Here is a 19,743-nt window from a genome sequence, read left to right on the forward strand (position 1 = left end):
AAGAGGGCAATCATGGATCGTGAAGCATCGGGCATATCAAAACCAACGGTTTCCTATACGCAAGTGCCTCCTCCAGATTTGAAGCCTGCCACTTCACCTGTCGATCTGACGGATGACACGATGGCGTTACATCTTGAAAAAGTGCTCCAACGTATGCAGACAGCAGGATTGGACGCGCTCGCCATTTATGCGGATCGTGAACACGGAACGAATTTTGGCTATTTGACGGGTTATGAACCGAGATTCGAAGAATCGGTCTTGGTACTCCACACAGATGGAAAAGCGGTATTGACGTTAGGCAATGAATCGCTGCGTATGGCGCAGTATAGCCGCCTTGCGGCAACTACCGTACATACGCCTTATTTTTCTTTGCCTAATCAGCCGATGGAAAACACCCGCACACTTGCCGAATTGATCGGAGATGCAGGGATCGTTCCAGGGTTGAAAGTCGGGCTGGTAGGCTGGAAAATGTTCACAAGTCTACTCGAAGATAATGGTCAGTTATTTGATCTGCCATCTTTTATTGTGGATGCGATAAAGTCAGTGGTCGGAGAAAATGGCGAAGTCGTCAATGCAACGGGGCTATTTATCCATCCCCATTACGGTGCGCGCGTGCAGATGAATGCTAACGAAATCGCCCATTACGAGTTTGGAGCTTCGCAAGCTTCGGATCGAATACGGCGTTTGCTGGAGCAGATCGAGCCGGGCAAGACCGAGATGGAATTGGCGCACGAACTTGCTGTCTATGGGCAACCGAACAATGTGCAGACGATCTGCGCGACAGGCGATCGATTCACCAATGCTGTCGTTGCGCCGCGTAATAAAGAGGTCAAAATCGGCGACAAGTTCTCGGCAACGCTCGGTTATCGAGGCGGGCTGACAAGCCGTTCGGGGTATGTGGTGTCGGATGCGAAGCAGTTACCGAGTGAAGTGCGCGATTATTTGGACGCCGTAGCGATTCCTTATTATGCGGCGGCAGCGACTTGGTACGAGCAACTTGAAATCGGCATGACAGGCGGCGAGATGTATGAGATCATCGATAGCGTTCTGCCGAAGTCGAAATATCATTGGCATCTGAATCCAGGTCATTTGACGGCAGGCGAGGAATGGATGTCTTCGCCGTTTACGCCGGATTCGAATAGTCCTCTGCAAAGCGGGATGCTGCTGCAAATGGATATTATTCCTGCGGTTCCGGGCTACGGCGGAGCAAGTGCGGAAGACGGAGTTGCGATTGCGGACGAAAATTTACGGCTTGAACTTGCGAAAAAATATCCAGAAGTCTGGGCACGGATGGTTGAACGGCGTCTTTATATGGAGCAAACGCTTGGGATTCGGTTAAAACCGGAAGTGTTACCTTTATCGACGATGAATGGTTATTTGCGTCCTTTTTTGCTGAACAAAAAATATGCGCTGAAGATCGAACGTTAAAAGAAACGAATAGATTTTTATGATGTAAGCGCTCTGATTTTGAATAGACAAACGGTACGCAGAGTGATATATTTTCTACGAAAAATCATTCGATTTTGTGGATAAAAAGGAGTGAGTCGCTTGACCTTGATCGAAAGCACTTTGAAATCTTTTGACGGTACGCAGCTCTATTTTAGCCAAAACAAAGTAGAACATCCCAAAGCTTCGGTTGTGATCGTGCATGGATTAGCGGAACATGCTACCCGGTACGATTACGTGACCGAAAAGCTGAATCAACGCGGAATCAGCGTGTATCGCTTCGACCACCGGGGTCATGCGAGATCGGAAGGCAAACGCGTTTTTTACAGTGACTTCAACGAACTGGTCGATGACGTGAACGCGGTCGTAGAAGCGGCGCTTCAAGACAGCGGAGACACTCCGCTATACATCATCGGGCACAGTATGGGCGGATTCGCTTCTTCGGCATTCGGTACCAAATATCCGGGCAAAGTCAAAGGCATCGTGTTGTCGGGAGCATTGACCCGCTATAACACGAAAGTTGCGGGCGAGCTTCCGATGCAGCTTCCGGCTGGAACGTATTTCCCGAATGAACTCGGCTCCGGCGTATGCAGCGACCCGGAAGTGGTAGCCGCCTACAATAGCGACCCCCTAGTCGAAAAAGAAATTTCCGTCGAATTATTCAACAGCTTGGGCAGCGGTATCGAATGGCTCAAAACCCATGCGAAGCAATTCGTCGATCCCGTATTACTCTTGCACGGTGCGAACGACGGATTGGTCAGCGAAAAAGATTCCCGCGATTTCTACGGCGATATCGCTTCGACGGATAAAACGCTCAAAATCTACGCTCATCTGATGCACGAAATCTTTAACGAACCGACACGCGACGAAGTGATCGAAGAAGCGATCGCTTGGATCGAGAAGCGACTATAAAACAATTCTTGCAGATCGGCGAAACCCGATTTTCGTCGATCCCGCTCTACCTCTATGCGATCCTATTTCATGGATCGCAAAAAGAATCTCTTTCCGCCATGATTAGGCGGCAAAGAGATTCTTTTTTTGGCTCTGCCTTTCGCTCCTTTGCCTTTCCGTTAGATTCTAACGGATTCACACGACGCTTAGCGCATTTTCACAAGCGCTTGAGAATTCTAACGGATACAGATGACCCTTAGCGCAAATATAGCCCGTTATTTTGGGGGAAATGCCCCCAAAACGCCTTCTAACGGATATACAATCCGTTAACGATCCGAATTGAGTTTTTTTCGCCTTCTAAGGGACATACAATCCTTTAGGCAAGGCAAGCTCTTAAAAGCAAGCCTTTCAACCAAGACATGGAACAGCTGTTCCCCAACCAGGGAGCGGCTACCCTGTCCATCCCCAGAAGTGTCTGTTCGCGTCGCTAAAAGCGAATTTCTCTCGCAGCGGCTCCACAACCGACACCCAATCCCCTCAACGAACAGACGCCTTCTGCCCCGCCATCCATTCCATCAACGTCACCGCTTTCCCTTTCATTTTAACCGGCTTTCCGTCAAAGTCTTTCGTCAGCTCATTGTTCAACGCATGAACCCACGACCAATGCCCGTTATACTCATACGGCGACTTATCGCCATTCCCTTTCGTATACGTCCCGCTCAAATCTTTCACCTTATCAAAATACGAATAATGTACGTTTTTCGCTCCAGCCGCGATCAGGCGTTTGTAAGTCGGGGTCGACGTTTTCGACGTATCGACCGTTTCGTCCGCACCCGCAGCCGTGAACCAGATCGGAATATTTTTAAGCTTCGCAATATCTTGCTTCGTTAACCAACTGTCGTCATACGCTTCCGCCGAAGGATAAGCCGCCGCAAAATAATTCGGATTCGCAAGCAGCATATTCAGCGTCATAAACCCGCCGTTGGAACCGCCTCCGATGTAGATGCGGGAAGGATCAATATCCGCGGCGTGCTGCTTCACGTATTGCTTGATAAGCGTGGTCAACGCCGATGTGTACATACTTTTGCCAGTTTTCGTGTACTGTCCAGTGCCGTCATTCATCCAAAACGTCGGCGTTTGCGGAACGAGAACAGCGGCGCTGCCGAAATGCTTTTGAATATCCGGACGCACTAACGCGGTCACTTCGTTGCCAAGCAGTGCCACACGCGGATCGGTTCCGCCTTCGCCCGCGCCGTGGAGCCAGATGATTAACGGTTTTTTGTTTTTGCTTTCCGGTATGTAAGACGCGTAAGTCAGATTGATTTTCCCGTATTTTGAATCCGCGTAATTGAATTTGCCTGTCGTATCGAATAGCTCAACATCTTCTTCAATCATTTTGTGCGGCGTCTCCGATCGGGTCGTCAGGTCATCCACCGTATTGCCGGCTTCGTCTTGCAAAGACTTTTGCTGAATAATCGTGTAGTTCAGATCCACATATCGATTCGTAAAGCTTTGTAAGTCAAAAGCAAACGGGCTAGACGTCACCATATCGGGATGAACCCTCATTTCAATCGTAATATAACGCCCGGTCGATTGAGAAACGCGGTTTCCTTGCTCGTCGGACAAATAGATCTTTTGAATCGCGCGGCTACTGCTGTCGGAAGCTTTGTATTTTTGTTGGTTTTGCAAATTGACGGCATCGTAACTCCGTTCGGCAAGAACTTTGAACGTATTGTTGGATAAAGATTGGCTTTGAATGAGAGTTCCCGCGTCCAGTACCACTTTGTAAACGGCTGGACCCCAATCATAGCCTTTGGTAATGAGGGAATACGAGACAGAAGAAGGAAGATCCGAAGATAAATTGTTTGCGCTTACATTTGTTGTGACAAGTAAAGCAGAAGTGAGAGCTAGCGCCATAAATCCTGAGAATACTCTTTTTTTCATTACAAAGAAAGCCTCCCTTATCGAAATGTATGCGTTCTCATAAAGTGTAACACGGTTCTTCGATACGGGTAAATAGAGCTTGCGGACTGGAAAAGAATGACGTTCTGCTCTACTCTTAAAGAGAACAGAATGTTCAACAAGGAGGTAAGGTTCATGACTGACCATTCTACGCCACATTCTTCTGGGTCAAAAGCCGGATGGAATTTCGATCATAGTTACGCCGAATTATCCGAAGTGTTTTATAGTTCGTTGTCGCCGGTTCCTGTGGCGGCGCCTGACGTTGTAATGGTTAACGAAGCGGTAGCCGCTGAATTAGGCTTGGATTTAGAGTGGCTTCATAGCGAAGAAGCCGCAGCCGTATTTGCCGGCAATATTTTGCCGGAAGGATCGAAGCCGCTGGCGCAAGCGTACGCCGGGCATCAGTTCGGGAACTTCGCGCGTCTCGGCGACGGACGCGCGGTACTGCTCGGGGAGCAGCAGACGCCTAGCGGCGAGCGCTTCGATATTCAGCTCAAAGGCTCGGGGCGAACGCCTTTTTCGCGCGGAGGCGATGGGCGCGCAGCGCTAGGTCCAATGCTGCGCGAGTATATCATCAGCGAAGCGATGTATAGCTTTGGGATTCCGACGACGCGCAGCCTTGCGGTCACGGCGACGGGCGAACAGATTCGCCGTGAGACGCCGCTTCCCGGCGCGGTACTCACCCGCGTCGCGGCTAGCCATCTGCGCGTTGGGACGTTCCAATACGCGCTGCAATGGGGCGGCGTCGAAGCGCTGCGCGAACTTGCCGATTATGCGATCAATCGGCATTACCCGGAGCTTAACGAGCCTGGCGCGGCATCTTCCGATTCGCAGCGCTACGAAAAGTTCCTGCGCAGCGTCGTTGAGCGCCAAGCGCAGCTTGTCGCCAACTGGATGTTGGTCGGGTTTATTCATGGCGTCATGAATACCGACAATATGACGATCAGCGGCGAGTCGATCGATTATGGGCCTTGCGCGTTCATGAACGCGTATGATCCTTCAACGGTATTCAGCTCGATCGATACCGGAGGGCGTTATGCTTATGGCAATCAGCCATATATCACGTTATGGAATTTGTCCCGCTTGGCGGAAGTATTGATTCCGCTACTGGACGAAGATGCAGACGTCGGCATGGGGATTGCCGAGCAGACGCTTAGCGGATTCGAACGTTTATACCTGGATATTTGGTTCGACGGAATGCGGGCGAAGCTTGGCTTGTCGAACCGCGAAGAAGAAGACGAGAAGCTGATCGCCGATTTGCTTGATCTCATGAAAGCTTTCCGCGCGGACTATACCAATACGTTCGTCGGCATGACATTCCGTATGCCGCTTGGCGAAGATCAGGCGGCAACTTCCGATGCCGCCGCTTCAAGCCGGACGTTCCCCGGCGCAGACGCGCTGCTCGCAAGCGGCGAATACCGCGCTTGGGAACGTCAGTGGCGAGAGCGACTCACTCGCCAGAACACCACGCCGGAGGCGGTGCGCGAGATGATGCTCGCGCATAACCCGGCAATCATTCCACGCAATCACCGCGTGGAAGAAGCGCTCCAAGCCGCCGTGAATGACGGCGACTACGAGCCGCTGCACCGGTTGCTTGCGGCGCTCAAGCAACCTTACGCCCATACGGCGGAGCAAGCGGAATACGCTCAGCTTCCGCTGGACGAAGACCAAGGCTACCAGACGTTTTGCGGTACCTGAATTCGGTACTCCGATCAAAATCAAGACGCTCGCATTATCCGCGAGCGTCTTATTTTCCGTTGGTCTTTTACGCAGACTGCTCTATAATGGAAGAAATAAATCAGGCGATGTCTACCTTTTACCGAAAACGTTTGCGATCCAAGGTGCCACGCCGTTATTCTTTTTGAAAAGAGGGGATTTCTATCTTAATCAGACCGACTGAAGATGAGCAGTATTATGAACTCACCAGCCCGACCGCTTTGCCGAAAGCTTCCGGTTTTTTGTGGAACAACCAGATGATGATCCATATGAATTGCCGAGGGTACGCGGTCGCGCAGTTTATGCAGCCGGAACCGGCAAAGTATGCGCACGCGCCGAACCTGGAAGCCAAAACCTTTATGCAGCCGGAACAACCGTATTACGCGCATCACCCCGGACGGTTTCTTTTGATTAAAGATGAAGAGAGCGGTTACATATTTTCGGCTCCGTACGAACCGACGCGTGAAGTTCCCGAGAAATTCGTATTCGCTTCAGGCAAGCACGATATGAATTGGACGGTCGAACACCAAGATTTGCGGATCGAAATGACGTTAACTTTGCCGAAAGATCATGCTGCGGAACTATGGAAAATCAAAGTGATCAATACGGGTAACCGCAAGCGCAAAATCAGTCTGTATCCGTATTTTAGCGTCGGCTATATGTCATGGATGAATCAAAGCGGCGAATACGTTGAGAATTTAGGGGCAATTGTCTGTTCATCCGTCACGCCGTATCAGAAAGTGCATGAATATCCTGCGATCAAGCAGCTCAAAGACAAGACCTATCTACTTGCCGAAAAAAGACCGGAAGCTTGGGAAGTGAGCCAAGAAGCATTCGAAGGCGAAGGCGGAATCATGCGTCCGTCGATGTTGGAACTTGAGACGTTGGCTTGCGGAGACGCGCGTTACGAGATGCCGGCGGCAGTGATGCAATATCGGATTCAACCGGAAGCGGGCGAAGAACAAGAGTATCGATTCGTATTCGGCCCGGCAAAAGACGAAGCGGAGATTGCGGATATTCGCGAACGGTATTTTGGATATGACGGCGAAAAAGAAACACCAAGAGCGGCAGACGTTGATCCAGCATCTTATGCGATCTATTCCGAATACGGTTTCGATGCAGCGGCTCGCGATTATGCGGCTTATGTCGCGGAAGGACGAGGCAGTCTTACGATCCAGACACCGGACAAACAACTGGACAACTTCGTCAATCATTGGCTGCCGCGCCAAGTCTATTATCACGGCGTAACCAATCGGTTATCGACCGACCCGCAGACGCGCAACTATTTGCAAGATCATATGGGCATGAGTTATATCGATCCGAGCTATACCCGGCAAGCTTTTCTGACGGCTTTGTCCCAGCAGCGTCCAGACGGTTCGATGCCGGACGGAATCGTACTGTATGAAGGTGCCGAGTTAAAATACATCAATCAAGTGCCGCATACCGATCACTGTGTCTGGCTTCCGGTCTGCCTGATTACGTATCTCGACGAGACGAACGATTATGGCATTTTGGACGAACAAGTGCAGTATGCAGGCGGCGATAAGGTAGGCAGTGTCTTCGAACATATCGATCTGGCGGTAAAATGGTTGATCGGAGATCGTGACGAACGCGGGCTGAATTATATCAATCAAGGCGACTGGTGCGATCCGATGAATATGGTCGGTCACAAAGGACGCGGCGTATCCGGTTGGCTGACGATTGCGACCGCCTATTCGTGCCAAGTATGGGCAGATATTTGCGAGCGTAGCGGACATGCTGCGGAAGCGGCAGGTTACCGTCAACAAGCAGACAATATTAACGAAGCCGTGAATACGCATCTGTGGGACGGCGATTGGTATGCACGCGGCATTACCGACGACGGCGTACCCTTCGGAATCAGCGCGGACGAAGAAGGTCGGATCTTTATCAATCCGCAAGGCTGGTCGCTCCTGAGCGGCGCAGCGAACGATGATCAAAAAGAGCGATTGATCCGTGCCGTAGCCGAGCAGCTCGAAAGCCCTTATGGCGTCGAAAAGTTGGCTCCTTCGTATACCGCGATGCGTGAAGATGTCGGACGCGTAACGCAAAAACATCCGGGTTCCGCGGAAAACGGAGCGGTGTACAATCATGCGGCGGCTTTTTATATTTATGCGCTGTATGCGGTCGGGGAAAAAGAAAACGCGTATCGTCTGCTGCGTAAAATGTTGCCGGGAACCAGCGAAGAAGATATTGTGCAGCGCGGACAACTTCCGGTCTTTATCCCGAACTATTACCGCGGCGCGTATCGCCAAATTCCTCGTACGGCGGGACGTTCTAGCCAGCTGTTCAACACCGGTACGGTGCCGTGGGTATATCGCTGCTTGATCGATGGGTTGTTTGGCGTTCAAGGAACCCCGGACGGTCTGCGCGTAGCGCCTCAGCTTCCGAACGATTGGAACGAAGTGTCGGTAGTGCGTGCTTTCCGAGGTGCGGAGTATCAGATTTCGATTACCAGAGAAGCTGGCGTCAGTGATACAGAAGTGTATGTACAAGGCGAGCGAGTCGCAGACGGCGTGATTCGCGGCGTACAAAATGGCGAGACTTGCATCGTCGAAGTGAAGATTCCTGCAATAACGGCGGTATAAAAATTTTCACGTATCGCTTTATATCTGTAATTAAAAAATGTTGCGAGTTTGAGTCGGTCTAACTACCGATTCAAGCGTCGCAACATTTTTCATTTTCATTCTTTGTATAGTATAATGTAGATAAAATAAAACTTAGTTTCACTAAATGAAACTTAAGTCAAACCATCCAAAGGAGGAAGGTTAAAATGGACAGCAAACAACGTTTTTCCGATCGCGTAGATGCTTATGTGAAATACCGCCCGGACTATACGAAGGCGGCACTGGATTATTTATACACAGAAGTAGGATTGGATTCGGTAGAGAAGATCGCAGACATCGGAGCGGGTACCGGAATTTTTTCGCGACTGCTTTTGGAACGCGAAAGCCAAGTGATTGCCGTCGAGCCGAACGACGAGATGCGGAGCGTCGCGGAAGCGCAATTGAGCCAGTCTCCGGCTTTTCGCGCGGTTGCCGCTCCTGCCGAACAGACGACGTTGCCTGACTCCAGTATTGACGCTATTGTATGCGCGCAGTCGTTTCACTGGTTCGACGCGCAAGCGGCATATACCGAGTTCAAGCGAATTTTGAAGCCGGGCGGCATTGTCATTTTGATCTGGAACAATCGGCTGACGTCGGGAACGCCTTTCCTCGAAGCTTACGAGCAGTTGTTGCTCACTTACGGCACCGACTATAGCCAAGTGAACCACCGCAATACGACGCAGGTGGATTCCAACGCGTTGCAGTCGTTTTTCGGAGAACGGCAGATGACCAAAGCGACCTTCCCGAATCAGCAACTGTTCGATTTTGAAGGGCTGAGCGGTCGATTGAATTCGTCGTCTTACGTGCCTGCACCGGATCATCCGAATTACGCGCCAATGATGGAAGAACTACGCCGAATTTTTGATCGCACCGAGCAAAACGGACAGATTTTATTCGATTACGTAACGGAAGTGTACTTCGGAACGTTATAGAATCGAATAGATTTGTCTATAACCGTTTGTAGCGTGGAGGTCAAAGTGAAAACTCATTATGTTTCAATCATTGCGTTTATTATCGTGTGCGGTTTTTTGTGAGCTTTTACAGTTTTCCTCAAAAAATATCGGAAGTTCAACCGGCTATTATAGTCAAGGAAAACGGGTCAACGGTCGATACCACGATCACGGTCGAAGGAACATTCAGGCGACCTGTTTTTAAGCAGTCGGAATTTTCGGGTCGGGTCACGATTAAAGGGATCGAGATGACGGAGAAAAATCGAACGTTTCCGATTTACGTTATAGAAAGTCATAAAGGCGTTCATATGTCGTATTTATTTTACTTCACACATAAAAACGTAACGGATTTTACGCAGATCGGTACTCTATGGTTTGAAAAAGGTTTTGAGAAAATAAACATCAAATTTACAGACGATTCGCAGCTTGTTTCTCCGGCAACGAATATCGAACAAGCATTAACTATTCAAAATGATCTAGTGAAAAAGTTCGGAGAAGACTGGGGGTTAGAAGCGTTAAGTTTAGCAAAATGAGCACATAATCCAAATAAAAACGCAGATCCTTATTTCCATAGGCTCTGCGTTTTTTGTTTTGCTCTAACTATCCTTCACATAAACTCGAAAAAATAACGAACCGCATGGAAAAAGACAGGTGCGGTATAAGTGAGACTGTCGATTTGGCTGAGGTAGCTTTTTTTGAGCGTTGCCGCTTTGTCTTCGTCGCCTACGAGCAGATCGCGCTTGAGCACGGATACGGTCAAACTTCCGAATAGACCCGCCAAAGCCAATAGCCCACCGAACCAAGCGGCGGCTGTAGGGCTGAACGGAGTGAGATACGGCGCAAGCGCAAGCGAAGCGCCAATCGTAGCAAGAAACGCACAGACAAAACCTTCCCACGTCAATTGAGGATTGGCGGTCGGTACGATTTTCTTTTTCCCGAAATAAAGAGAGACGAGCATATGTATGACATCGTTCACTTGCGTAAGTACGACTAGAAACAGCACCAATCCGCCGCCGTATTCCGGGGTCGCGAACTGGAAATACGCCAAGTGGCTCAGACCGAATACCATGAGCATGATGCCCCATTGGGTCGAACTGACGCTGCGCAAAAAGCCGAAAGTTCCTTTGCCCAGCAGACGCGGAATCGGCAAAACCAGAAACACATACAGCGGAATAAATACGATAAACATGCCGTACCAGCCGATATAAATCCAATAAAATTGAACCGGAATCGCAAGATACGCCCACAAAAAAAGCCGACGGTCGGCTTTGCGCGTACCGCGAATCATCGAGAAATATTCTTGCAACGCAAAAAAAGATAAAATCATCAACGAAATAAGCGAGACGGCAGGCGTGAATAACGTAGCCAAGCAAAAAATAAAGAACATGCCCCACCAGGTTTTCATCCGATTGCCGATCGACGAATAATCTTTGCCCGGCTGACGACGGCTGACGAACCAGAAGACTAGATTTGCGGCAATCAGCACGGCAAGCACGATCAATAACACGACATAAGAGCTGAACATCACGTCACCAACTTTAAGCTAAAATAGCAGTTGTAACTGCTTGATTATGCTATCATAAAGCAATCATGGAAAAAGGCGCAATATGAAACTTGTCTTGGCGTATTTGGTATACATCACGATCCGATCAACCGCCGAAGCGGAAGGAGAATCAGGCGATGACAGAGTCGCGTTCGATCTACATTTTATTGACCAATACCGGTACGCTGTTTACCAAAATGATTCAAGTGTACACGCGTGCGCCTTACAATCATGCTTCGATCTCGTTCGATCGCGAGCTGACGGAACTCTATAGCTTCGGTCGGAAAAATCCGTATAATCCGGTAGACGGCGGCTTTGTACGCGAAGATATCCGCACCGGGACATTTAGCCGTTATCCAAATACGGCGTGCGTGATTTACAAGATCGAAGTCAGTGAGCGGGAAGAAGCCAAAATGCGCCGAGTACTGAATGTCTTTATCCGCAGCCGTGAAAAATATTTGTACAATCTGCTTGGGATCGTCGGGGTTGCGCTCAAAGAACCGGTAGAATTCAGCAACTCGTATTTCTGTTCGCAATTTGTCGCTGAGATTTTGCATCGTTCCGGCATTAAGATCTGGAACAAGTTGCCGGCATTGGTGACACCGGACGATTTTCGTCAAAGTGAGCGGATGGAACTGATCTACGAAGGATTGCTGAAGTCTTATCAAGATTCGTCGATTTTGAAATCAAAGGAGCTGGATTGAAATGATTGCCCCGCTTATTCTGATGGTCATTACGGTGGCTAGTTATTTATTAATGAATTTCTTCGTGAAAGCGATGCGCCCGGATGTGCAAAAAGGTCTGGTTACGGCGATCAGTGTTTGTTTTGCTGTCTTGGTTCTGGCGTTATTCGCTACGTTGTTCTTGCTGATCTACGGCATGGAAGTGCTTGCCGGACGTCTAGCATAAGCAAGTATGAAAAAGAGTGCCTTCCGAATTCGGAAGGCACTCTTTTCTATGTTCAGACCGGAAAGTGCACGGAGAAAGTCGTCTGCTCGCCGACGGTACTTGCGGCAGTAATCTTCCCGTGATGCTGCTCGACGATCGAGCGGGCAATCGCAAGTCCCAGACCGTGACCGCCTTGCGAACGGGCACGGGAAGGGTCGGTTCGATAGAATCGATCGAATACGCGGGGAAGATGTTCGGCGGCGATGCCTTCGCCGCTGTTGGTCACGTCGAGGCGAATCTCGCCGTGATAACGCCCTAGAGACACGTCGATATTGCCGGTATCGGCGTATTTGATCGCGTTGTCGAGCAAGATCATCGTGACCTGTACGATCTGCTCACGACTGCCGACGATCGAGAGGTCAGGCTCGATCGTATATTGTAGCGAAAGCTGCTTTTCGAAGACGACGGCTTCCATGGTCAGCATCACATTCTCGACCGCTTCGCTGAGATCGAAGCGGCTGTGTACCAAAGCCGACCGCGCATCGTCCATCTCGGTCAGATAGAGCAGGTCGCTTGTGAGCTTGCTCATTCGCTCGGTCTCCGACTTGATATAATGGAGCCATTTCTGTTGGCTCCGAATACTTTCCTCGCCGCTTGCCAGCAAGACATCGGCATTGGTGTTGATGACCGCGAGCGGTGTTTTCAGCTCGTGAGAAGCGTCCGCGATAAATTGCTTTTGCTTGTCGAACGCTTCGCGTACCGGCTGAATCGAACGGTTCGCAAAAAATCGGCTGAAAAAGAACAGCACGACCAACATCAAGGCGCCTACCGCGAGAAACGCATAAATCAGCGTCGTCAAAATCTCTTCGCGAGAAGTCGTATCGATAAACACGTACATGATCTGATCATTTAACGGAACGCGGCTGTACGTCCATCGATTATCTTCAAGCGTGAATGATCCGCTAGCGTTACCATTTTTTATCGCTAAGGCTAACGCTTCGGCATAACGTTCTTCCGTCATATCGAAACGCGACTCCGTATCAACCAGCGTACCGGCTGAATCGGTCAACACCATAAAAGAAACCGAACGTTCCGGAGCATCGCTCCCGCCCATATCGTTTCTTGGCGGTTGTCCGTTTCCTTGCGGGTTTCGATTAGGCATCGCATTGCTGCGTTCGCCTTGATACATATTCGTCGTGCGCTCAAGATCCATCTGAATCTCGTCATGCACCTGGCGGTACACGAACGTATAAATCGTCGCGAACGCGACCAACATAATCATCACGATCGTCACCAGATTCACGATCAAAAACCGATTGCGGAGCTTTTGAAAGATCAGCGACGAAGTTTGCGAAAGCTCGCTCATTGCGCTTGACCCTCCTCCAGCACATAGCCGATGCCTCGAATCGTCGTGATCCGCGTCGTTGAGCCGAGAAAGTTCAATTTTTTACGCAAAAAAGAGATATACACTTCGACGTTATTATGTTCCGCTTCCGAATCGAATCCCCATAACTTTTCGATCATTTGTTCTTTGGACGTAACCGCTTGTTTCCGTACAATAAGCAGTTCCAGCAGTTCGCTTTCTTTCGGAATCAACTTAAGCTCTTTACCGCGTACCGTCAGCTTCGGATTAGTCGCATTCAGTTCCAAATCTCCGAATTTCAGCGCATCTTCCGGCATCACTTCGCCTTTTCGCCGCATCGCTGCTCGGATCCTTGCCAGTAGTTCATCGGCTGAAAAAGGTTTCGCGACGTAATCGTCGGCTCCGTGATCCAGCCCTGCGATTTTGTCCGGCGTCTCGCCTTTGGCAGTCAGCAAAATAATCGGCACACCCATGCCTTCGCTTCGCACACTTTTCAAAATCTCAATGCCGTCCATGCCCGGAAGCATAATATCGAGCAGGAGCAGATCGTAAATACCGCTGAGCGCGTAATCCAATCCGGCTTCGCCGTCATGCACCATATCCACGGAATAATGATTCTTTTTCAAAATTTGCGAAAGGGCTTCGGCAAGATGTTGTTCGTCTTCTACGATCAAAATTCGCATAGCGGGATCACCTTCTATTTTCATTTATTTTTCAGTTCATTCATCGATAAGGGTTGTTGGTGTTCATTATATCGGCAAACCCTGTAATCAACCTTAAACGCTTTAGGGATCCAAATTTATGTATTAAAATCATTCTTTATTATGATTACACAATAAAAAGCCAGCTGCATGTAACAGCTGACTTTTTTGCTTGTATAGAAGATAATGATTAATTTGTATGGTGAGAAGCTTCTTCATATCCGGTTTGTCTGGCTAGGCGATAAAGAATTAATTGATTAACTGAGGTTGATTCTTTTTGAGCATCTTTCAAAATTTGTTTGTGTAAAGATTTTGGTAGACGTAGAAGTAATTTCCCCGAAGGTAAGTCGCTTGGCTCTGGAATTTCAGCACCTACCTCAATTTTTATTTCTAAATAATCTTTTTTTACCATCTCAAGTTCTTGCAAGGCTTCGATTTGAGTTTGTGCATCGGTGTGGCATCCAGGCAATTCTTCAATTTTAGCGAAAAAATAAGGCTTTCCTTCATTTTCTACTTTTTGAATTAACACTGTATACGGGAGATTCATATAATAATCAATATTTTTAATATTTTCGATCATATGCGCAACACCTCCTTTAATTATGATGTGTACTTTCTTTAGTGCTTTGAACCAGTTAGAAATGAAAAGCATGGCTTTAACAAGTCTATATGATTCTAAAAACAACTGTAATCAAAGCGCTAAATTATGTATTAGTCTTATAGGCCGTTGCCCTGACTAAAACCGAACTGGCTGATACGACGGGAATTATTCCCCGTCGATCATCGCCAGAATTTCGGTTATGTAAGAGATTTTCATAGGAGAGTCATCTTTTAAAACAAATACATCTCCTCTTGTATTCTTAAATATCCGATGGGATGTACCGCCTTTTCGAATTAGCGTATAGCCGTAATAGTTCAAGACTTTAACTGCTTCTTCGTAACGGATCCCTCGTGGCTGACTTCTCATCTTTTCGATGATTTTGTGTACAGCCGGCACTATGCCACTTCCTTCTTTTGATATTGTATATGATACCACTAAAATATGGGTTTATCAATTTTATAGTTTTCATCCTTTTAAGATTAGCTAAAGGTTCCAGACCTACGATACAGGCATCCCACTTCAACGTGAAAGGAACGAAGGAATATGGCAATCGAGGTCTTCAATCGTTACGAAAGCAAGTATCTGATGGATCATGCGGCATATGAGCGGATCTACGCGGCGCTGCTTCCTTATATGGAAAAAGACGAATATAACGAAAACGAGTTTTACGCAATTAGCAATCTATACTTCGATACGCCGCACGATTCATTGATTCGGCAAAGTTTGTCCAAGCCGGCGTACAAAGAAAAGCTTCGTCTGCGAGCTTACGGAGTTCCGAATAAAGAGACTAGAGTCTTTTTGGAAATCAAAAAGAAAGTGTCGGGGCTTGTGAACAAACGCCGTACCGCGCTCAAACTTCATGAAGCTTACGAGTTTGTACGCACGGGTCAACCGCCGAAGTTAGAGCCTTATATGAACGCGCAAGTGATTGATGAAATCGAATATTTTTTGAGATTGTACGATCTGACGCCGAAAGTGTACCTGTCTTACGACCGCAAAGCGCTGTTCGATAAAAGCAGCCGCGATCTGCGCATTACGTTCGATACGAATATTCGCTGCCGGCGAGAAGACGTGCAATTGGAGTGCGGGGACTACGGCGAAGCGCTCATGCAGCCCGGTCAATGGTTGATGGAAGTGAAAGCGGAGAAGACCGTACCGGCGTGGTTGTCGAGGCTTTTGTCGGAACACGGTCTATACCGGACGAGTTTTTCGAAATACGGCAATGAATACAAAAAGCAGCTCAGAACCCAAGCGCTGCAACCTGCTTTTTATAAGGCAGAAGATATGAAGGAGAGTGTACGTTATGCTTGAGACGATTTTTGGAAGTACGCAGCTGAGCACGACCGATCTGACGGTGACCCATGCTTTAATGACGATTGGTTTGGCTCTATTATTAGGAATCCTGATTAGCCTGACTTATATGAAAACGAATAAGGCGACGTATACGCAAGGCTTTACGTTAACGCTTGTGATCCTCCCGATTGTCGTCGCCGTCATTATTTTGATGATCGGCAGCAATATTGCGCGTGCATTCAGTCTGGCGGGTGCGTTCTCGATTATCCGATTCCGCAGCGCGGCGGGCGATCCGAAAGATATTACGTATGTCCTGTTTACGATGGCATCAGGTCTTGCTTGCGCCGTAGGGGCGTTGGGTTATGCGGTATTGTTTACGATCGTTTTATGCGTGGTCATGTTCAGTCTGCATCTGTTCAAATTCGGTGTCAAACGTTCTCAGCAAAAAACACTCAAAGTCACGATCCCAGAGACGCTAAGTTACGAAGAAGCGTTCGAAGAAGTGTTCGCAAAATTCGGCGTGAAGCATGAGTTGAAAAAGATTCGCACGACCGAACTAGGCAGTCTGTATGAACTGGTTTATTCGGTTACGTTGGATCAGAGTATCAATCAGAAAATGTTTTTGGATGCGATCCGCACCCGTAACGGCAATCTGGATCTATCGCTGACGATGGCACCTCCGGTTACGACCGAATACTGAGGATCTGTGCTAGAATCAAGCTATATAACGCCGGAAGTTCGAAAGGGGTTACCTCAATGACCGCATGGCCACTACGCCGAGGGTGGATGATGACAAGCATCGTCTTGATCTATCTATTTGCACGATTGTTGCCTGATTCTGCCGAGTCGCGTTGGGCTTCAGGAATTTTGTTCGTGCTCTATATCGCTGGGCTAGGGATAGCAAGTTATATCAGCAGCAACAGAACGCGGTTATTGATCCTGATCGGTATTTATATCGCATCTGTCCTGTACTGGTGGGTATTCGGTCAAGATACGGTCGTGCTGATGGTCTTGCTTGGCTTTTTGATCAGTTATACCGCTTTGCTTTTAACCGAATCGGTATCGGCTTGGCTGGCGGGCAGCGTTATCTTTGTGACCTTTTTGCTGCGAGTTGTCTATGGAGGTGCGGACGTCGCCGAACTGCTGCAACAAGAGTTATTCACGTATGTAGGGCTGTATGCGTTACTTCGTATGATTCGCGTCAATCGAATCAAGCGACTGGAGCAACAGCGTCATACCGAAGAACTTGCTGCGATCCATACAGAGCTTGCGGAGACGTACGCACGTCTTCAAGAAGCGCATCGGGAGTTGGAACAAGCGACTGTTCAATCTCTGCGTTATGCGGTGTTGGAAGAACGCGGACGGATTGCTCGGGATCTGCACGATAGCATCGGTCATCGCCTGACCTCCGTTATCGTGCAGCTTCAAGCTCTCCCCTATGTCCTCAAAAACGATTCGGAAGAATCGGAGCGTATCGTGCGGACGGTGCTGGAAGTCGCGCGTTCGTGTATGCAAGAAGTACGCTCGGTTGTTCATGCGATGGGCACCGACGAGAGCGGAGCAGGTCTGATCTCGCTGCGAAGTCTGATTCAGCAGACTGCCAAAATGCCCGGAGCGCCGACGGTTACGCTGAATGTCATCGATGAAGGGTCGTCAACGTCCCCGGAGTGGACGCCGGAGATTGCAGCGACGCTATATCGCTGCGTCCAAGAAGCATTGACGAATACCATTCGTCATGCGGAGGCGGAGTCGGTCGAGATTACGATCGAAAGCCGTCCGTCTGAGGTCAGTCTGCGTTACGCGGATGATGGCAAGTTGCAGCCGGGCGAGCCGCTGCGCGAAGGCTTCGGACTAGGCGGTATTCGCAAACGATGCCGGAATGTTGGCGGGAGTTGCGAGATTTTCGCTCAAGCGCCGCAAGGCATCGTGATCGAGATTGGACTTCCGTTAGAAGCGAAAGGACATGGAGGGGATGGGCGGTATGACGGATACGATGCAACATAGTGAAGCAGGGAGCGGCGAAATCGCCAAGATTTTACTTGTAGACGATCAGCCTTTGGTTCGGCAAGGGATGAAGTATATTATCGGGGCGCAGCCCGATCTACGCGTTGTTGGAGAAGCGGGGAGCGGACCCGATGCCGTCGCAGCTGCGCTGAAGGAGCAACCGCAGCTGATCTTGATGGATGTTCAAATGCCGGAGTTCAACGGCATCGAAGCGACGCGGCGGATTATCGAGCAATTGCCGGACTGCAAGATCGTGATTCTTACGACATTCGATACCGAAGAGTATGTGCTGGAAGGGATTCGCGCAGGGGCGATCGGTTATCTGCTCAAAGATACCGAGCCGGAGGAGTTACTTGCCGCGATTCGCGGAGCGTTGCGCGGCGAAGTGATTTTCCGTACCGCGCTTGCCGCGAAGTTGATCGGGCAAGCGTTGCAGAAGCAAGTCGCAGAAAGCGAAAGTTCGGTGTCGATAGATGAACGGAACGCTTCGCAGCGCTTTGCGGATTCGCGCAGCATAGAATCGGCGCAACTTTTTACCGCTCGCGAGTTGGAAGTTCTTCAGCAGATGGCTTACGGTCTGCGTAACGAAGAAATTGCGGCGAAGTTGTTCGTGGGCGAAAGCACGGTCAAAACGCATGTGCATCGTATTTTGCAGAAGTTCGATGTCCAAGACCGTACCCAAGCGGTCGTGTACGCGATCCGTAACGGAATCGTGGAGTAGAAGAAACCGCTTGGCTGATTTGGAGTTATACACAGAAAAGGCGATTACGCATAAGGCGTAATCGTCTTTTTGGGCTGTGGATAGTCGTTATTTGAACGTAGGCGTATCCATCCACAGGTGGATAACCGCAAAATTAAAGATCGACCTCTCGGTGGACGCGGCAGGTTGGGAATCGGAAGTAAGATAAAGACATCCCAAACAGACGCCATAAGGAGGCACTACTCATGACTTTAACCACTTGGATTTCAACGCTTGCTATGTTCGCTTTTATCGCTTGGAGCACGTTCGGTCGCAAAGTATTCAACCCGATTCGCGTATTGATTCCAATCGGCATTTTGAGTTATTTTGCTACGACTTACCTAAAAGATATTCCGAGCGGAGGCAATAACGGATTGCTGCTGATCGCTTCTGCCGCTTTCGGTGCATGTATCGGAGGAGCATTACTTACCATGTCTCGCATGGAGTACGATCAAACCATCGGCAAAGTATACACAACAAACGGTATGGCTAGCATCGGAGTCCTTTCGATTATGTTCATTCTGCGTTTGGCGCTTGTTCAGTGGGTCACTAGCCATACCGATACTGCTTATCAATTTTCGCAACTGCATCATTTCAGCTTGTATATTATCGGCCCGGCATTTATCTTGATGGCAGCTTCGATGTTGATTGTACGTATCGTCGGACTATTTATTCGGGTAAAACAAACGACTCGGGCTTTTCACGCAGCAGTAAATGGATAAGCCCCGGAAAACGGCTCTCCAAATCTGCGGTTCGAAGCGAGTAAAAATGTTCTTTCCCTTGAAATCTCGGCTGGATCAGACCGGACTCGCGCAAGATTTTAATATGGTGAGACAGCGTGGATTTGGAAATATGTTCGACTTCGAACCCGGAACAATTTTTCTCGCCGGAATCTGCCAAGCATTGTACGATTTTCATACGGATCGGGTCGCCGAGCGCGGCGCAAATAGACGTCAAATTCATTTCTGCAATCGAAGGAAGAATTAAAGTTTTCATGGTTGTAGGGTAGCATAGCTGTTCCA

At 49.0% G+C, this 19,743-nt stretch carries 19 protein-coding genes; 13 read left to right on the top strand and 6 right to left on the bottom strand.

What is annotated here, in order from left to right:
• Positions 1-12 precede the first annotated feature (12 nt).
• Both NOM90_RS13550 and NOM90_RS13555 read left to right on the top strand, forming a co-directional pair.
• Positions 13-1,428: a M24 family metallopeptidase gene (locus tag NOM90_RS13550; RefSeq protein WP_255942610.1), complete on the top strand. Its 1,416-nt coding sequence runs from the start codon at positions 13-15 to the stop codon at positions 1,426-1,428.
• 111 nt (positions 1,429-1,539) lie between these two features.
• Positions 1,540-2,358 carry an alpha/beta hydrolase gene (locus NOM90_RS13555; protein WP_370866612.1) on the top strand — a complete coding sequence of 273 codons (819 nt, stop codon included), beginning with the start codon at positions 1,540-1,542 and terminating at the stop codon, positions 2,356-2,358.
• A 516-nt stretch (positions 2,359-2,874) separates the two neighbouring features.
• Here NOM90_RS13555 and NOM90_RS13560 read toward each other — a convergent pair.
• The gene (locus NOM90_RS13560; protein ID WP_255942612.1) at positions 2,875-4,281 is read right to left on the bottom strand and encodes a prolyl oligopeptidase family serine peptidase; all 1,407 of its coding nucleotides are present in this window, start codon (positions 4,279-4,281) and stop codon (positions 2,875-2,877) included.
• Between the two features lie 153 nt (positions 4,282-4,434).
• On the opposite strand from NOM90_RS13560, the gene NOM90_RS13565 reads away from it, so the two are divergent.
• The 4 genes from NOM90_RS13565 to NOM90_RS13580 all read left to right on the top strand — a co-directional run bounded on the left by NOM90_RS13565 (position 4,435) and on the right by NOM90_RS13580 (position 10,122).
• Entirely contained in the window at positions 4,435-5,997 is a 1,563-nt protein-coding gene (locus NOM90_RS13565) for a protein adenylyltransferase SelO (protein WP_255942613.1), read from the top strand.
• Positions 5,998-6,272: 275 nt separating this feature from the next.
• A complete protein-coding gene (locus NOM90_RS13570) occupies positions 6,273-8,621 on the top strand; it encodes a GH36-type glycosyl hydrolase domain-containing protein (RefSeq protein ID WP_255942614.1) in 2,349 nt (782 codons plus the stop codon).
• 185 nt (positions 8,622-8,806) lie between these two features.
• Positions 8,807-9,571, top strand: coding sequence for a class I SAM-dependent methyltransferase (locus NOM90_RS13575; protein ID WP_255942615.1), 765 nt, complete (start codon positions 8,807-8,809; stop codon positions 9,569-9,571).
• 326 nt (positions 9,572-9,897) lie between these two features.
• The gene (locus NOM90_RS13580; RefSeq protein WP_255942616.1) at positions 9,898-10,122 is read left to right on the top strand and encodes a hypothetical protein; all 225 of its coding nucleotides are present in this window, start codon (positions 9,898-9,900) and stop codon (positions 10,120-10,122) included.
• Between the two features lie 74 nt (positions 10,123-10,196).
• On the opposite strand, the gene NOM90_RS13585 is transcribed toward NOM90_RS13580, so the two are convergent.
• Positions 10,197-10,994 (bottom strand): phosphatidate cytidylyltransferase, encoded by a 798-nt coding sequence (locus NOM90_RS13585; RefSeq protein ID WP_370866620.1) that lies wholly within the window; start codon positions 10,992-10,994, stop codon positions 10,197-10,199.
• A 275-nt stretch (positions 10,995-11,269) separates the two neighbouring features.
• On the opposite strand from NOM90_RS13585, the gene NOM90_RS13590 reads away from it, so the two are divergent.
• Positions 11,270-11,836 carry a hypothetical protein gene (locus NOM90_RS13590; RefSeq protein WP_255942618.1) on the top strand — a complete coding sequence of 189 codons (567 nt, stop codon included), beginning with the start codon at positions 11,270-11,272 and terminating at the stop codon, positions 11,834-11,836.
• Position 11,837: 1 nt separating this feature from the next.
• Complete coding sequence (locus NOM90_RS13595; RefSeq protein WP_255942620.1) at positions 11,838-12,041, top strand: hypothetical protein; 204 nt, start codon at positions 11,838-11,840, stop codon at positions 12,039-12,041.
• 52 nt (positions 12,042-12,093) lie between these two features.
• Here NOM90_RS13595 and NOM90_RS13600 read toward each other — a convergent pair whose 3' ends face one another.
• From NOM90_RS13600 to NOM90_RS13610, 3 genes are all read right to left on the bottom strand, one after another.
• A complete protein-coding gene (locus NOM90_RS13600) occupies positions 12,094-13,386 on the bottom strand; it encodes a sensor histidine kinase (protein ID WP_255942622.1) in 1,293 nt (430 codons plus the stop codon).
• Complete coding sequence (locus tag NOM90_RS13605; protein WP_255942624.1) at positions 13,383-14,066, bottom strand: response regulator transcription factor; 684 nt, start codon at positions 14,064-14,066, stop codon at positions 13,383-13,385. Before NOM90_RS13605 ends, NOM90_RS13600 begins: the two co-directional genes overlap by 4 nt.
• Positions 14,067-14,274: 208 nt before the next feature.
• Positions 14,275-14,664, bottom strand: coding sequence for a toxin-antitoxin system HicB family antitoxin (locus tag NOM90_RS13610; protein ID WP_255942626.1), 390 nt, complete (start codon positions 14,662-14,664; stop codon positions 14,275-14,277).
• Positions 14,665-15,228: 564 nt separating this feature from the next.
• On the opposite strand from NOM90_RS13610, the gene NOM90_RS13615 reads away from it, so the two are divergent.
• The 5 genes from NOM90_RS13615 (at position 15,229) to NOM90_RS13635 (ending at position 19,443) form a co-directional block, all read left to right on the top strand.
• Positions 15,229-15,996 (top strand): polyphosphate polymerase domain-containing protein, encoded by a 768-nt coding sequence (locus NOM90_RS13615; RefSeq protein ID WP_255942628.1) that lies wholly within the window; start codon positions 15,229-15,231, stop codon positions 15,994-15,996.
• Entirely contained in the window at positions 15,989-16,678 is a 690-nt protein-coding gene (locus tag NOM90_RS13620; RefSeq protein WP_255942629.1) for a DUF4956 domain-containing protein, read from the top strand. Before NOM90_RS13615 ends, NOM90_RS13620 begins: the two co-directional genes overlap by 8 nt.
• A gap of 56 nt (positions 16,679-16,734) precedes the next feature.
• Positions 16,735-17,982, top strand: coding sequence for a sensor histidine kinase (locus NOM90_RS13625; protein ID WP_255942631.1), 1,248 nt, complete (start codon positions 16,735-16,737; stop codon positions 17,980-17,982).
• A complete protein-coding gene (locus tag NOM90_RS13630) occupies positions 17,960-18,703 on the top strand; it encodes a response regulator (protein WP_255942633.1) in 744 nt (247 codons plus the stop codon). The genes NOM90_RS13625 and NOM90_RS13630 overlap by 23 nt, the downstream gene beginning before the upstream one ends.
• Positions 18,704-18,927: 224 nt before the next feature.
• Entirely contained in the window at positions 18,928-19,443 is a 516-nt protein-coding gene (locus tag NOM90_RS13635; RefSeq protein ID WP_255942635.1) for a hypothetical protein, read from the top strand.
• Here NOM90_RS13635 and NOM90_RS13640 read toward each other — a convergent pair.
• Positions 19,391-19,717, bottom strand: a complete 327-nt coding sequence (locus NOM90_RS13640; protein ID WP_255942637.1) for an ArsR/SmtB family transcription factor — start codon at positions 19,715-19,717, stop codon at positions 19,391-19,393. The genes NOM90_RS13635 and NOM90_RS13640 overlap by 53 nt on opposite strands.
• Between the last annotated feature and the right edge of the window lie 26 nt (positions 19,718-19,743).

This window comes from Saccharibacillus sp. JS10 (assembly GCF_024436065.1).
Classification (GTDB): domain Bacteria; phylum Bacillota; class Bacilli; order Paenibacillales; family Paenibacillaceae; genus Saccharibacillus.